This window comes from Paenibacillus sp. FSL W8-0439 (assembly GCF_038008995.1).
In the GTDB taxonomy this organism is placed as follows: Bacteria; Bacillota; Bacilli; order Paenibacillales; family Paenibacillaceae; genus Paenibacillus; species Paenibacillus polymyxa.
The window spans coordinates 3,053,739-3,068,669 of record NZ_JBBPAK010000001.1 but is presented as its reverse complement, the minus strand read 5'-3'; the positions used below and the strand labels follow the sequence as shown (position 1 = coordinate 3,068,669).

General features: G+C 44.5%; 15 protein-coding genes. 12 read left to right on the top strand and 3 right to left on the bottom strand.

Annotated elements, in window-relative coordinates; genetic code table 11:
• The first annotated feature begins 113 nt into the window (after window positions 1-113).
• The 6 genes from MKX36_RS13005 (at window position 114) to MKX36_RS12980 (ending at window position 8,080) form a co-directional block, all read left to right on the top strand.
• Window positions 114-824, top strand: a complete 711-nt coding sequence (locus tag MKX36_RS13005) for a FadR/GntR family transcriptional regulator (protein ID WP_117290242.1) — start codon at window positions 114-116, stop codon at window positions 822-824.
• A gap of 99 nt (window positions 825-923) precedes the next feature.
• Window positions 924-2,468 carry a 2-isopropylmalate synthase gene (locus MKX36_RS13000; RefSeq protein WP_031461534.1) on the top strand — a complete coding sequence of 515 codons (1,545 nt, stop codon included), beginning with the start codon at window positions 924-926 and terminating at the stop codon, window positions 2,466-2,468.
• Between the two features lie 165 nt (window positions 2,469-2,633).
• On the top strand, window positions 2,634-4,022 hold the full coding sequence (fumC, locus tag MKX36_RS12995) for a class II fumarate hydratase (protein WP_019687365.1): 1,389 nt from the start codon (window positions 2,634-2,636) through the stop codon (window positions 4,020-4,022).
• Window positions 4,023-4,226: 204 nt separating this feature from the next.
• Window positions 4,227-5,693 carry a potassium/proton antiporter gene (locus tag MKX36_RS12990; protein WP_016820786.1) on the top strand — a complete coding sequence of 489 codons (1,467 nt, stop codon included), beginning with the start codon at window positions 4,227-4,229 and terminating at the stop codon, window positions 5,691-5,693.
• 219 nt (window positions 5,694-5,912) lie between these two features.
• Complete coding sequence (locus tag MKX36_RS12985) at window positions 5,913-7,034, top strand: phosphodiester glycosidase family protein (RefSeq protein WP_340864845.1); 1,122 nt, start codon at window positions 5,913-5,915, stop codon at window positions 7,032-7,034.
• Window positions 7,035-7,075: 41 nt separating this feature from the next.
• Window positions 7,076-8,080: a copper amine oxidase N-terminal domain-containing protein gene (locus MKX36_RS12980; RefSeq protein ID WP_340864844.1), complete on the top strand. Its 1,005-nt coding sequence runs from the start codon at window positions 7,076-7,078 to the stop codon at window positions 8,078-8,080.
• Window positions 8,081-8,195: 115 nt separating this feature from the next.
• Here the strand turns inward: MKX36_RS12980 and MKX36_RS12975 are convergent, their stop codons facing one another.
• Window positions 8,196-8,735 carry a helix-turn-helix domain-containing protein gene (locus tag MKX36_RS12975; RefSeq protein WP_016820789.1) on the bottom strand — a complete coding sequence of 180 codons (540 nt, stop codon included), beginning with the start codon at window positions 8,733-8,735 and terminating at the stop codon, window positions 8,196-8,198.
• A 271-nt stretch (window positions 8,736-9,006) separates the two neighbouring features.
• Here MKX36_RS12975 and MKX36_RS12970 point away from each other — a divergent pair, with 271 nt between their 5' ends.
• Together MKX36_RS12970 and MKX36_RS12965 are read left to right on the top strand one after the other, a co-directional pair.
• On the top strand, window positions 9,007-9,420 hold the full coding sequence (locus tag MKX36_RS12970) for a DoxX family protein (RefSeq protein WP_016820790.1): 414 nt from the start codon (window positions 9,007-9,009) through the stop codon (window positions 9,418-9,420).
• Window positions 9,421-9,469: 49 nt separating this feature from the next.
• Window positions 9,470-10,336: a VOC family protein gene (locus MKX36_RS12965; protein ID WP_340864843.1), complete on the top strand. Its 867-nt coding sequence runs from the start codon at window positions 9,470-9,472 to the stop codon at window positions 10,334-10,336.
• Window positions 10,337-10,408: 72 nt separating this feature from the next.
• On the opposite strand, the gene glsA is transcribed toward MKX36_RS12965, so the two are convergent.
• Complete coding sequence (gene glsA, locus MKX36_RS12960; RefSeq protein ID WP_017427020.1) at window positions 10,409-11,347, bottom strand: glutaminase A; 939 nt, start codon at window positions 11,345-11,347, stop codon at window positions 10,409-10,411.
• A 176-nt stretch (window positions 11,348-11,523) separates the two neighbouring features.
• Here glsA and MKX36_RS12955 point away from each other — a divergent pair, with 176 nt between their 5' ends.
• Window positions 11,524-11,805, top strand: a complete 282-nt coding sequence (locus MKX36_RS12955) for an AMP-binding protein (protein ID WP_340864842.1) — start codon at window positions 11,524-11,526, stop codon at window positions 11,803-11,805.
• 162 nt (window positions 11,806-11,967) lie between these two features.
• Here MKX36_RS12955 and MKX36_RS12950 read toward each other — a convergent pair whose 3' ends face one another.
• Window positions 11,968-12,279, bottom strand: a complete 312-nt coding sequence (locus MKX36_RS12950) for a hypothetical protein (protein WP_017427018.1) — start codon at window positions 12,277-12,279, stop codon at window positions 11,968-11,970.
• A gap of 291 nt (window positions 12,280-12,570) precedes the next feature.
• Here MKX36_RS12950 and MKX36_RS12945 point away from each other — a divergent pair, with 291 nt between their 5' ends.
• From MKX36_RS12945 to MKX36_RS12935, 3 genes are read left to right on the top strand one after another with little or no spacing between them, the layout of a single operon-like run.
• Window positions 12,571-13,476, top strand: coding sequence for an NUDIX hydrolase (locus tag MKX36_RS12945; RefSeq protein WP_019687360.1), 906 nt, complete (start codon window positions 12,571-12,573; stop codon window positions 13,474-13,476).
• Window positions 13,477-13,506: 30 nt separating this feature from the next.
• On the top strand, window positions 13,507-13,989 hold the full coding sequence (locus MKX36_RS12940; RefSeq protein WP_340864841.1) for an NADAR family protein: 483 nt from the start codon (window positions 13,507-13,509) through the stop codon (window positions 13,987-13,989).
• 5 nt (window positions 13,990-13,994) lie between these two features.
• On the top strand, window positions 13,995-14,894 hold the full coding sequence (locus MKX36_RS12935; protein ID WP_340864840.1) for a TIGR02452 family protein: 900 nt from the start codon (window positions 13,995-13,997) through the stop codon (window positions 14,892-14,894).
• The last annotated feature ends 37 nt before the right edge of the window (window positions 14,895-14,931 follow it).

The following is a 14,931-nucleotide window of genomic DNA, read 5'->3' as shown; positions in this document are numbered from 1 at the left end:
TGCAGGCTTTTTCGATTGCTAAGGCTGCAGTTACAAGACCACTAAGAAAGATTATGAAAAAAGTTGCAGAAAAGCAATGTGTCATAGTATGATACGAAACAGGAGATGATCAGATGAATCATGGAATGATGCCTTTTCAAGCTGTTAAACGCAAGCAAATTGCAGATGAAGTGGCTGAGCAGTTGCAACGAAAAATTGCTGCTGGTGAATGGAATGTAGGCACTAAGATTCCAACCGAGCCCGAGCTTATGAAGCTATTTGGAGTCGGGCGATCTACAGTTCGGGAGGCGGTTAGCGTACTGGTGCATGCCGGTCTATTAGAGAAAAAGCAAGGACACGGGACCTTTGTCTGCCAACCGACGACTTCTCAAGAACCATTGGATTACCGACTAAGCCGTGCTGAAATTATTGAAGTTTATGAAGTGCGGAGCGTGCTGGAACTGGAGATTGCCAGATTAGCTGCGTTACGTCGTAATGACGAAGATTTACGCTTGATGCGAGAGGCACTGGACCGTCGAGCTGCGACATTGACGGCTGGAGATATGAATGGGTACTTGGATGCGGATATCACTTTTCACTTGGCTGTTGCAGCAGCTACAGGCAATAAGGTGCTTACGGACGTATACCGCAGCTTTGTAGAGGCTATTCGCAAGGCGCTGAGCAATCTGATTACCGATCCGGCGATGCCAAATCATTTTACACTTCAGCATGAAAAAATTTATGAAGCGATTTTGGATCAGGATGGTAAGGCTGCAGAGCTATATAGTATTCAGCATTTGGACGGCACCAAGCTGGAGCTGCAAAAGCATATGGGAAGTTCCTAATTTTTTTAATCCTAAACATCAGATGATCGGATGAATAAAACGATGTATAAACCTTCTACTTTGAGCATCTCCTAAAATCAAACCAAAGGTGGTATCTGTATGCGCAAAATATGGGTGTTGGACACAACGTTAAGAGATGGAGAACAATCACCAGGAGTTAGCTTAACCAGCACAGAAAAGGTGGAAATCGCTCTTCAGCTTCAAAAATTAGGCGTAGATCGGATTGAGACCGGCTTTCCGGCAACCTCACCTGGTGAGATCATCAGCATGCAGGAGATTGCCAAACAGGTCACCCAAGCAACACTGGTTGGTTTTGCACGCTCGAAAGAGCAGGATATAGATGCGGTCAGAGAAGCTCTACGGGGAGCGGAGGACGCTTGTCTTCACTTGTTCCTGGCTACCTCACCTATTCATCGTCAGCATAAGCTACGAATGGATAAAGCGAAGGTATTAGAGACCGCTGCTGCTGCCATTCGTTATGGACGTAAGTATTTCAGCAAGGTAGAATTTTCGGCAGAGGATGCCAGTCGTACCGAGTTGGACTTTATTTGTGAAGTTGTAGATATGGCAATTCGCGCTGGAGCGACCGTCGTCAATTTACCGGATACCGTAGGTTATGCCTCGCCAGATCAGTTTGGAGAAATGTTTAGAATCGTAAAACAACAAGTACCAGGTATTGAAAAAATACAGCTTAGCACACACTGTCATGATGATCTTGGGATGGCAACAGCTAATACGCTGGCAGCTATCCGTAACGGTGTAGATCAATTTGAAGGTACCATTAATGGTATTGGCGAGCGAGCCGGAAATACACCTATCGAGGAGGTCGCACTGGCCCTTGACACGAGAACCGATCTCTATGGTGCACAAACGAGTCTGGTTTTGGAGGAACTATATGCTACCAGTCGACTGGTAAGCAAACGTACTGGAATGTCGGTACCGGGGAACAAGGCCATTGTTGGGGCCAACGCATTTGCACATGAGTCCGGTATACACCAGGACGGAATGCTAAAGGAGCGTACAACATATGAGATCGTGTCTCCTGAGCGCATTGGTTTGAAGACCAGTAAACTTGTATTAGGCAAGCATTCGGGAAGTCATGCGTTTAAGGAAAAACTGGCGGACATGGGGTTTGATGTTTTGACAGAGGAACAACTTCAGGCTGCATTTCGCAAATTCAAAGCCTTGGCAGATAAGAAAAAACAGGTGTTGGATGAGGATTTACTTGTCCTGATGGATGAAAGCCGCAATGGCTCACCTCAAATTTACACACTAAATTCTATTCAGGTGTCCTATGGTAATCAGTCGGTTCCAGTCGCCTCTATACGGTTGAATAAGCAAGATGGCACATCAATTGATGAAGTTGCGATGGGTAATGGTTCTGTAGATGCGATTTTTCATGCGATTGACAAGGCTAGTGGTGAAGTGGTGGAGTTGGAGGATTACTCCATCCAGTCTGTAACGTATGGCAAAGATGCGTTGGGGGAAGTTCACGCTATTTTGAGGCAAGGTGAGTACACAGCACTGGGAAGAGGCACTAGTACAGATATTTTGGAAGCTAGCGCTAAAGCTTATATCGACGCACTAAACAAGCTACTGGGCAGAAAAGAAGTGCATGCCAAAAGCAACATCACGATTAGCTGAGGCTGGTAATCAAGCTCATAGCTGAATTTTTTCTTCTATCTCCTCTAACCTTATCGTAAAAAAGCGCTTGCAAAATATATGATAACATTTGAAATTTAATGTATAATAGGCAAAGAAGATCACCATATTTTGTCTGAATTACATAGGCCAAGAGGAGGAAATGAGTTGAACTACCGCATTGAAAAGGATACGTTGGGCGAAATCAAAGTACCGGCAGATCGTTTGTGGGGAGCGCAAACACAGCGCAGTAAGGAAAATTTCCCTATTGGCTCGGAGAAAATGCCATTAGAGGTCATTCAGGCGTTCGCGGTACTCAAAAAAAGTGCGGCGATCAGCAATTATAAGTTGGGTAAGCTATCTCAGGAAAAACAGGATGCCATTATTTATGCAGCGGATGAAATTCTAGCTGGACGAGTGGATGACCATTTCCCATTGGTTGTATGGCAGACAGGGAGCGGTACGCAGTCCAATATGAATGTCAATGAAGTGATTGCTCATCTGGGCAGTGAATGGTTACAAAAACAGGGAAAAGATGCGAAGCTGCATCCGAATGACGATGTGAATATGTCGCAAAGCTCAAATGATACGTTTCCTACAGCGCTTCATGTAGCGGGTGTCATTGCCGTCGAGGACCGTTTGTTGCCTGCCATTGATAAGCTGAAAGAGACTTTTCAACAGAAGTCAGAACAGTTCAAGGATATTATCAAAATTGGTCGAACCCATTTGCAGGATGCTACACCACTTACACTGGGTCAGGAAATTAGCGGCTGGTATGCCATGCTGGATAAAAGCAAGCGGATGATCGTCGACATGGTTCAATATATGAAGGAGCTGGCGATTGGCGGAACAGCAGTGGGCACAGGAATTAATGCTCATCCAGAGTTTGGTTCCCGAACCTCTGCGGAAATTTCCGGCTTCACTGGCAAAACGTTCACTTCTGCACCTAATAAATTTCATGCGCTGACCAGTCACGATGAAGTGGTGGCTGTACATGGAGCAATCAAAGCGCTAGCTGCGGATTTGATGAAAATCGCCAATGATGTTCGCTGGCTGGCTAGTGGTCCGCGAAGCGGCTTGGGGGAAATCACGATTCCTGCTAACGAGCCGGGTAGCTCCATTATGCCAGGTAAGGTAAATCCGACCCAGAGTGAAGCACTGACGATGGTCGTTACGCAAGTCATGGGTAATGATGCAGCTATCGGCTTTGCAGCAAGTCAAGGTAATTTTGAACTGAATGTGTTTAAGCCAGTAATCATATACAACTTTTTGCAATCAGTTCATCTACTGGCCGATTCCATCATTGCTTTTAATGACAACTGTGCCGTTGGCATCGAGCCCGATCTCGCCAAGATTGAGCACAATTTGAATAATTCACTAATGTTGGTGACAGCATTGAATCCACATATTGGATATGAAAATGCTGCTAAAATCGCTAAACTTGCACATGCAGAAGGGCTGTCTCTAAAGGAAGCGGCACTCCGCAGTGGACTGCTGACGGAAGAGCAGTTCGACCAATATGTTGTACCAGCACATATGATTCAGCCCAAAGCCTAAGCACGACGAACGGGTACAGCTTGAGAAATTTTAAAAAAATGTACAAACCAGCTTGTGGAGTGCGGAATTTAGCACAGACCATGAGCTGGATTTTTTGATTTTCTCATATATTTTTTTACTTATGATTAGTATTCTGTGTGATTTGAGGGTATATAGTTAGAAGGCGAAAAAATGAACATTTATTTTCAAGATAGGAGAAGCCGTATGGAACAGACAACCGTGATTAATTTGATTGTGCTTTTGCTGTCCGGCTTGCTGCTGGTCGGTGTGCTGACTACCAAATTTTCCAGCCGTTTCGGTATGCCTGCGCTCGTTTTGTTTATTGCTGTAGGCATGGTGCTCAGTCAGTTTATTTATTTTGATAATGCCTTTATCACACAGCTGGTGGGCATTCTCGCGCTCATTGTAATCTTGTTTGAAGGCGGGATGCAGACAAAGTTTACAGATGTTAAGCCAGTAATTCGACCTGCGTTGTCATTATCAACGTTAGGGGTCATCATCACGACTGTAGTCATTGGCGTGTGCGCCAAGTTTATTTTAGGCGTAAGCTGGATGGAATCCATGCTGTTTGGCGCTATTGTCGGATCGACAGATGCGGCAGCTGTGTTTTCCGTTTTAGGAGGTAAAAACATCAAAAAGCGAATTACCTCGACGCTTGAAGCGGAATCCGGCAGTAATGACCCGATGGCTGTATTTCTCACAGTAACATTGATCGAACTGATACATCACCCTGAGCAATCCATTTGGATACATATCTTGTTGTTTTTATGGGAAATGGGTTTTGGTCTAGCCGTTGGTTTTGTACTCGGACGCTTAGGTGTATATGCGATTAATAAAATGAATTTTGATTCATCCGGTTTGTATCCTGTAATGGCATTGGCATTTGCAGTCTTGACGTATGCGGCGGCATCGTTACTGGAGGCGAGCGGATTGCTGGCGGTATATGTCATGGCCATTGTATTGGGAAATTCCGACTTGACCTACAAGCGATCCATTATTCATTTTAACAATGGCTTCGCCTGGATGGTGCAGATTATGATGTTTGTCCTGCTCGGCCTATTGGTCTTTCCCGATCAATTGCTTGGCATTGCGTGGCAAAGTTTGGCGCTCTCCTTCATCCTCATGCTGGTGGCTCGTCCAATAGGTGTGTTCCTAAGCTTGCTTTTTTCCAGGTACTCTGTTCGCGAGAAGACACTGTTATCCTGGGCAGGACTGCGGGGAGCGGTACCCATTGTACTAGCAACTTATCCATTACTGGACGAAATGGATGTAGGACCTTTGTTTTTTAATGTCGTATTTTTCGTCGTGCTCACCTCTGCGATTATTCAAGGTACCACGATCTCGTGGCTAGCGGTGAAGCTTGGCTTGATGGACCCTAACGAGACATCGTCGCCTTCACTGCTGGAATTAGTTTCTTTGGGAAAAACCACTTCGGAAATCAACCACATTCAGGTACAAAAGGGGATGTCGATAGCCGGCAAGGCGATTCAGGATATACAGCTGCCTGAAGACATCTTATTCACAGCCATTATTCGGAACGAGCAAATTATTGCCCCGAGAGGTACAACTGTGATTGAACCGGGCGATACTTTGTATGTGCTTAGTCCCAAACTTAAGCGACAGCAGATGAAAGAGCTGTTCATGCTACTCGAACCGGAGGCTGCTCCGTAAATAGGATATCCCCCCTATTTAAAGCCCTTCACATTTATGTGAAGGGCTTTTTGCTGTATTCTTTTTCAGAGTGGATGAATCTGTTAAAAAATTGACACTATCATTCTACAAAATTAGTTTATGATATTGTCGTTAGATGTCGCAGCCTATCGTTACTGATCATTTGATGGGCAATAGTGAAGAAATACGATAGAAGTCACCAAACAGGAGAGATGATGAATGAAACCGGAAGTCTTGCCACAGCGTGCAGCAGCTCGCAGGCAGAAAAATAAGAAAAAGAAACGAAAAGGAAAATTTGGTCGCTTTATGTTGCGATTTTTTATTGTATTCCTGTTAGCAGGAATTGGGGGCGGTGCATGGTTGTTTTTAACCCCTTCTGGCAAGGAGATGCGCTATTTGGCTGCGGATACGCTGATTACGACTCAGCATCGTCACTGGGCGAAATATTTTATCGGCGAAGCAGAGGCGAAGAAGCGCGTGGCTGAATATTCGGCCCGGTTCGAAGAGATGGGAGAGGAAAAGGATAGACATACAATCAATCTGCCTGATCTGATACCTACTAAAGTACAACAGACACCGTTGGTTGAAGTGGAAGAGGTATCGGGTCGTAACTATCATGGCTATGTTATGACGGTGCATGACCCCACTAAAATTAGGCTCGGGGTTCCTGCTAAAGTCGGCCGGGGAGAACATGTATCTAGTATGGTCGAGCGTTTGGGGGCCGTTGCTGGTGTAAACGGCGGTGGATTCGCTGATCCCAACTGGAACGGGAATGGCTTTAAACCGATTGGTGTTGTCATTTCTCAGGGCCAGATATACTACAACGATATGGGTAAAAATGCCTCTGTTCAAATCGTAGGTATTGATAAACAGGGAAAAATGATAGCCGGTCACTATTCGTTGTCCGAGTTGTCCAAAATGAATGTGCAAGAAGCGGTTACTTTCCAACCACGCCTAATTGTGAATGGAAAAGGCCTGATTCGCAATGCAAGCGAGGGATGGGGCATTGCTCCCCGTACCGCGATGGGACAGAGAGCAGACGGGGCAATCCTTTTCGTAACCGTCGACGGTCGCCAGCCTGGGTACAGCATAGGTGCCAACTTGTATGATATGCAAAATATTTTACTTAAGCATGGAGCGGTTATCGGTGCTAATTTGGATGGAGGTTCATCAACGGTGCTCGTCAAGGATAACACCATTGTCAACAAGCCTTCCTCTGAATACGGAGAACGATATTTGCCGACTGCGTTTCTCGTATTTGAGCATCCAGAGACCGTCAGTATCCCGAACATCTGGGCAGGGATGAGACCTGGAGACATTGACGCAGCCAAAAAGAAATAGAGCCGGAATGAACAAGTCTATTAAGTGAACGGAGACTCATAATGAAGCTAGATCGAACAGGATTTCAGCGATTGTTTGTCGCCTTGCTGATGCTACCATTGCTCTTGACAACAATGCACCAAGGAGAAGTCGAAGCGGCTGAACAGGGAACCACAGCACCTCAATCAACACAACTAACAGACATTGTTATAGCCGGTCAACCCTTAAACAACAAGACCAAATCTCTATTGATTGACGGTAAGCTCATGGTACCGCTTAAACCTTTGGCTGAAGCTGTAGGTGCAAGCTACCATTGGGATGCTAAAAAAAAGCAGGTCACGCTGCAAAAGTGGGCAGAGCCCTTAGTTCTTAAGGAGCGATTACGAAAGAACAAGCAGCAGCTTACATTTGAGGTTGTAGGTAAAGACGTTTATGTGCCTCTTAGAGATGTATCGCTTGAGTTAGGTTATACGTTGGAGAAGACAAATACACAGATTCAGATCCAGCCACCGATTCACGGTAAACTTAAAGAACAAATATATGAGGGGGATCTCGTGGCAGCACGTGAAGCGTTAATCCACTTAGAAAGACGTTCTGTCCATCCTTATATAGAAGCACATCGTCCTAACACTGAGCTGCTGTCCAGCGTCTATATGTTCCCCCAAGGCGAAGCATTGCGGTATTTTACAGTGAACGGGGATGTACTGAGTCTGGTTGAAGTGAAGGACGGTTTTCCGATTGTTACCTATCAAGGGTATGTGGGAGCTCCCTTTGATAAAACCTTTACGATGGAATACGATCCACTGGAGTTGTTTGTGGCCAATAAAGCCAAAGATCAGTGGGGAACCTATCCGAAATTAAATAAGCCGCTGATCTACGAGTATACTACAGGATGGGGAGACAGCAGCACTACTTTTTATGGGCGTGTTACTATAGATAAAAAAGAAGAGCTGCTGGGTACGACGGGCGATCCGGTAAGCGGACTCCGAGCCGATGCCAAGCAGATCATGAAAACCTTCAAGCTGCCGTGGGAATCGCGTACAGATGCCCAGCAGGCGATGGGATAAGTTTAGTAGAGCAGATACTACAAAAAAGCGTGTATCGTTGAAGTTAATTTAACTTCCCGGTACACGCTTTTTACATGAAATGGGTAATGAATATTGTGATATGCTCAAATCTTGTTTAGGCGTCATTTTCTGCTTCGAGAAACACGGAGATCAGAATACGCGCGTTGTTTTCTCCAACATTTTTGGCATAGTGGGGGATGGCTGCTCTCCAGCTAAAGGAATCTCCTGCTTCCAGAGTAGCTGAATCCTCACCCTGCTCCACGTATACCGTACCCTCCAAAATAAAATGAATCTCATCCCCTGCATGAGCATGTTCTTCTTCTGTAGATGAGCCTGGCGGCATGTCCACCAGCATCATTTTGACATTACCCTGACCACCCAAATGATCGACCTGGAGTTTGTTTTTACCATACAATGTTTTACGACGCTCGTCCTTACGAATCACTTGCATCCGTTCCTCTTCTTTAAGAAGCAGAAAAGCGAGAGGTACGTTCAGCGCATTAGCGATGCTGTCCAATGTGGCGATGGAAGGGGAGGTTTTATTATTTTCGACTTGACTCATAAATCCTTGAGATAGACCGGTTCGTTCGCAGATTTGCTGGATGGATAAATTTTTACGTTTACGAGCTGCACGAATGTTGCATCCTATACCCATAGAGCGTTCCTCCTTTTAGGGAAATATAATATATACTAATTTATTATTAATCATACCAAATAATTTGTTGACAGACTATAGTTTCTTATGCTAAATTCACATTACAAAATAATTATTACTATTACTAATAATTTAAGTGTAATTCATACTTATGTGTTGCAGTATAGATTCGGACGTCATTATTTTTTTGGCTAAATTATTAGTAATATAAATTAATTATTCATATACGCTTGTATGAGTGTATTAAAACAAACAGAATGGAGAGATAAAGATGAGTTCAGCAAGCAGAAATGTTTCTACAATTATGCGGGTGGCGCTCGGAATTTTGTTTTTGGCGCACGGAATTGCTAAATTCCAAATGGGATTGGGTAATGTTGCAGGCTGGTTTTCCAGCATTGGTGTCCCAGGATTTTTAGGTTATGTCGTTGCGGTGATTGAGTTGGTCGGCGGGATTGCATTAATTCTTGGATTGCTTACTCGCTATGTATCCGGACTTTTAGTTATTGTATTGATCGGCGCTATTTTCACGGCCAAATTGTCCGGCGGGTTGATGGGGAATGGTCAAGGCGCTGGCTATGAGCTGGATATTGCTTTTATTCTGGTAGCTCTTCATCTCGTATTTGCGCCGACAACTCGCTGGTCTCTGGATTCTTTGTTCAGCCGTCGTGGGTCAACAGAACAATAAATTTGATTAAGCCTTAGTCCTCCAATCCATGTAGAAAGAGGGAAATCTCATGACAGCACATATTCATGACAACACTAAAATCGGGCAGGTTTCATTAAAAGTTAGTAACTTGGAGCGCTCTATTCAATTTTACACTGAGGTCATTGGTTTACAGCTTCTACGTCAAACAGCGGATACCGCTGAATTGACTGTTGACGGAAAGCATGCGCTACTGATTCTTAACTATATTGAAAATGCAGTTATTCTGCCGCGCCAGTCTGCAGCCGGATTGTATCACTTTGCTATTCTTCTACCAGATCGTATAGCTCTGGGTTTGTCTTTGCGTAATCTGCTGGCTCATGAGATTGAAATCGGACAGGGAGACCATGATGTAAGTGAAGCATTATACATCCATGATCCCGATAATAACGGAATTGAAATCTATGCGGATCGTCCTCGTAATCAATGGAAAAAAGATGCAAACGGATTTTACATGATGGGAACTGGACCTGTGGATGCAGAAGACCTGATTGCCATTTCTGAAAATTTACCTTGGCAGGGACTGCCACAGGGAACGGTAATTGGGCATGTTCACTTCCATGTGTCTAATTTGCTCACAGCACAGCAATTTTATTGCGATGTGCTTGGCTTTGACATTACATGCCGATATGGATCTTCAGCCTTGTTCGTTTCCGCAGGTGGTTACCACCACCATATGGGCTTGAATATATGGGCAGGTGAAGGAGCGCCACCAGCTCCCGAGCAGGCTGCTGGATTGGATTATTTTGAACTGATTGTTCCAGACCAACAAGAATTGGATGCCATTACTGCTCGTTTGACTGCGGCAGGTTATCAATTACAAGAACGTGATGGGGCCCTGTATGTGGCTGACCCGTTCCGTATTCAAATCAAATTGGTTCATGGTCAAACCATTTAACATAGCAAGAACGTAACAGAAAAGGGTATTCCTATGAGCCGTACTGGCTGGGAATACCCTTTTTTTTGTATCCTAAAACAAACTCCAATCCAAATCCCGGGACATTGTCTCCAACAAGTGTACCCCCGCTGTACTGTTGCCCATACGATTCAATGAAGGCCCCACTAACCCGATGCCGTATCGTCCAGGTACCATCGTCATTATACTGCCAGATACGCCGCTTTTGGCAGGGAGTCCGACTTGAATGGCGAATTCACCAGAGGCGTCATACATACCGCATGTTGTCATAAATGTTTTGGCGATCTGTACATAGCGACGGGGGATCAAAGGTATACCTGTGACCGGATCACGGCCGTTGTAGGCTAGTATGAGTCCCATACGTGCTAAATCTGTACAGTTTAATTTGACAGCACAATGTCTGAAATAGACGTCAAGCACATCCTCCACATGACCTCTTAAAATCCCCTTTTCCATTAGAAAATAAGCAAGGGAACGGTTCAAATGGCCTGTGGCTGATTCTGAATCGTAGACATCCTGATCATATTCCAATGTGTCATTATGAGTAAGCAGACGGAAAAATTGAAGAACACGGGCAAATCTCTCTTCTGGACTGTTTCCGCGAATCAGAGAGGAGACCGCGATTGCTCCGGCATTAATAAGTGGGTTAAATGGAATCCCCGGCTCGACTAGTTCTAGCTTTAGCATGGAATTAAAACGGTCTCCGGTAGGCTCCATACCTACCTTAGAGAAGACAACGTCCTCTCCATTATCCATCAAGGCCAGAATGAGCGTAAATACCTTTGAGATGCTTTGCATCGTAAACTGGATTTCCGTATTTCCGGCTACCACGGTCTCACCCGCACCGTTCATGACCACAATACCCAGCGCGTCGGCCGGGGCCTTGGACAGTTCGGGAATATACGCTGCTACCTTGCCATGAATATACTCATGACGGCTTTGTTCTACCCATTCCGGCAGTTTGGTCTGTAGTCTCTGCCACTCCGATGTCATTTCTTTTCCTCCAGTCGAGTAACCAATCTGTGGTATTTATTGTAGAGCAAGAAGTAGCTATATACTTATTTTAAAGAAATGTTCAGTCGAAAAACAAGCTCTGATGTCATTTCTTTTTCTCCAGTTAAATCCCCAATCTATTGTAATATCTGGATTATGGCTGACAGGAGAAGGAGATGAAGTTGAGCATGTTACACGGTATGTTAGTGGATTACCCACGAGAGAAAACGATTCATCAGTTGTTTGAGGAGCAGGTTGAGCGCACACCGGACCATGTGGCGGTTGTACTTGGGGACAAGCATTTGACGTATGCTGATCTGAACAAACAGGCCAATCAGCTTGCACATGCTTTGCGGGTCAAAGGTGTAGATAAGGACGAGCCCGTTGGAATCATAGTCGAATGCTCATTGACTATATCGATACCGAACTTTATGTCGATAACTCAAAATCGTTTTTGAGCAGTCTACAGGAGCTTGAAACCGATGATCTTTGGTACAAGTAAAGTGAAGTGAAGTAAGGTGAAGTAAAAAAACTGTCGACAGGGTCGACAGTTTTAGTTTAAAGACCTTCTGATGATTCAATTGGATTCATCAGAAGGTTATTTTGCTATGTACTAGAAATCAATAATAGCTGCTGGAATTTAATGAGCTTATGATCGCAGGCAATAGAGCAACAGCCATAATGATATAGATAACAATTACAATAGCGGCCCATAGCAGGCCTGCTTTAGCGTAGTTCGCTTTGCTCGGATTTGTCGAGCCGCTAAAAGCCCACACAAACAGCATAACAATTCCAACTACTGGTATTGCCATCAGGAGTAAGCTGATCATCCACTCCTTGAATGAAACAGGTGGCGGGTAAACAGGGGCTGGTCTGGACGGTGCTCCTTGTTGATTGTATTGCGGATTAAACGGGTTAGACGGGTTAGACAATTGGATCTTCTCCTTACGTGTTTAGTATGTTGTGTTTCCTATATTGTCCAAAACATCATACATGATATGACAATAAGCAACAAGTAAAATTCAGTAAACAGTCTAATAGTACTATCACATGACCAAAAATAGGTCTATACACCCTATTGACGAAGCGCTAATTATATATTAATGTATTGATATTAACATTTTGTTTTTATCAAATGATTTAAATTAAAATTTACATAGAGCATTCGTTGCTTTTGAAGGAAAAGCGATGATGTCCCAAATATGAGCAGGTAGGTGACACAAGTGACAGATAGATCGAAATACAACGACAGTGGCTTGACGGAGGAGCAATTTTTGGCCCTTTATGATGCGAATCAATATGAGCGTCCATCCGTAACGGTAGATATGCTGCTATTTACTGTAATGGATCAGCTCCAGCAGAATTACCGTAAGCTACCGGAGAAAACACTTCAGCTCCTCTTGATCCAAAGAGGAGAGCATCCTTTTATAGGGCAATGGGCGTTGCCCGGCGGTTTTGTAGGCATGAATGAAAGCCTGGAAGAGGCTGCACGCCGTGAGCTTAAAACTGAAACCAATGTGGATCAGATTTATATGGAGCAGCTGTACACTTGGGGAGATGTAGCACGTGATCCGCGTATGCGGGTAATCAGCTGTGCTTACATGGCGTTAGTAGACCATGAATCCTTGGAGGTGCAGGCAGGGGATGATGCCGCAGATGCTCAATGGTTCGAACTGGATTACAGTGTGGCTCAGGAGACGCGGACGAATCAACCGGAAGGTTACACATGGGAACAAAACATTGACATTACATTGAAGCATGCGGACATCCTTTTAACAGCCAAAGTGAAAGTAACTGAAATTCTTAAGGGGAAAACCATAGAAATCAAGCGAGAAGTGCTGGAGTCACAGGGAATTGCTTTTGATCATGCCAAAATTATTGCGTACGGTATTGAGCGTCTACGCAGCAAAATTGAATACACAGATATTGCGTTTCACCTGATGCCAGCTCTGTTTACACTGAGTGAACTCCAACAGGTGTATGAAATTATTTTAGGTAAAGAGCTGTTAGCCGCGGCTTTTCGTCGTAAAATAGCAGATCTCGTAGAAGAAACCAATGAATACAGGAAGGCGGCCGGACATCGTCCGTCCAAGCTATACCGATTTAAGCCACGGTCACGTTTTATATAGCATAAAAGGAAGAAGAAATGAGGATTAGTCATGGAGAAGTTTACATTTTTTTATCGCAGTCATTCACCATTTTCGCAATGGTACCCTAGTGAATTTGTCGTGGATGGATTGGAGTTTAACTGTGCTGAGCAATATATGATGCTAAAAAAAGCGCAGCTTTTCGGAGATGAAGAGGCAGCTCTGAAAATTATGCAAGCCCCTACCCCAAGGGAGCAAAAAGCCCGTGGTCGCAGTGTGCGCGGATTTGACCAATCCTTATGGGAAGCAAATTGCCAGCAATTTGTGTATGACGGAAATTATGCCAAGTTCACCCAAAATACGAATTTGCTCAAGCACCTGCTTAAAACGAAGGGAACTACTCTGGTTGAGGCTAGTCCCACGGATACCATTTGGGGTGTAGGTTTAGCTGAAAATGATGCTCGTATACAGCACCGGAAGCTATGGCGGGGTACGAACTGGCTGGGGGAAATATTGACGAATTTACGTGAAGATCTATTGCAAAAGGAGGATTAGTCACCATGAAAAACACAATGAATTCCCGAAGTAAGCGGGATGCCAGGTCACATATGGCGCATGAAACATTATCCATTTTAGAGAATGGGCATTATACAAATACCAAACAGGTACAAGTAAATATAGCAAAAGAGGTAGGGAATGCGGTCACAGGCTCGAAGCTATATAGACCTTCTCAACTGGTAGCGATAAAGCAAGATGCAGAGCAAAGAATAAAAAGTATATTAGGAGCTTCTTCCGATGTAGTCGAACAGGCGATCATTAAAAAGATGGAAGTAACGGGAGAAAGTACGTTGCAGGCCGCACATAGACTCCAGGTCGAGGAGAAGCGGGAACACGTAGCTTGTTTGAATTTTGCATCAGCCAAAAACCCCGGGGGCGGATTCCTTGGAGGCAGTCAGGCTCAAGAGGAAAGCTTGGCTCGTTCGTCAGCGCTATATCCTTGTATTTCACAAATGGAGGAAATGTACCAACATAATCGGAAGCTGCGGAGCTGTTTTTATTCAGATTATATGATTTATTCTCCTCAAGTTCCTGTATTTCGGGATGATCAGGGAACATTGCTGGAAGAGCCGTATCTAGTCGATTTCCTGACCGCGCCTGCTGTGAATGCTGGAGTCGTGCATGAACGGGAGCCAGAGCAGGTCAATCGGATTGGAGAAGTTATGTTGGAGCGCATTCGTTACATTTTGGGAATGGCCATGCAAAACGGTGTAGAACATCTTGTGCTTGGTGCTTATGGTTGTGGAGTATTCCGCAATAAGCCGGAGGAGGTAGCCAGTTGGTTTAAGCAAGTACTTGTAACTGAAGGATATGGATTCCTGTTTAAACGGGTTGTCTTTGCGGTATTGGACCACAAAGCAGAGCAGCGTACTTTAAACAGTTTTAAAAATGCTCTATCCTGATGTTAGAGACAGATTAAACATTAATACTGATGAAATA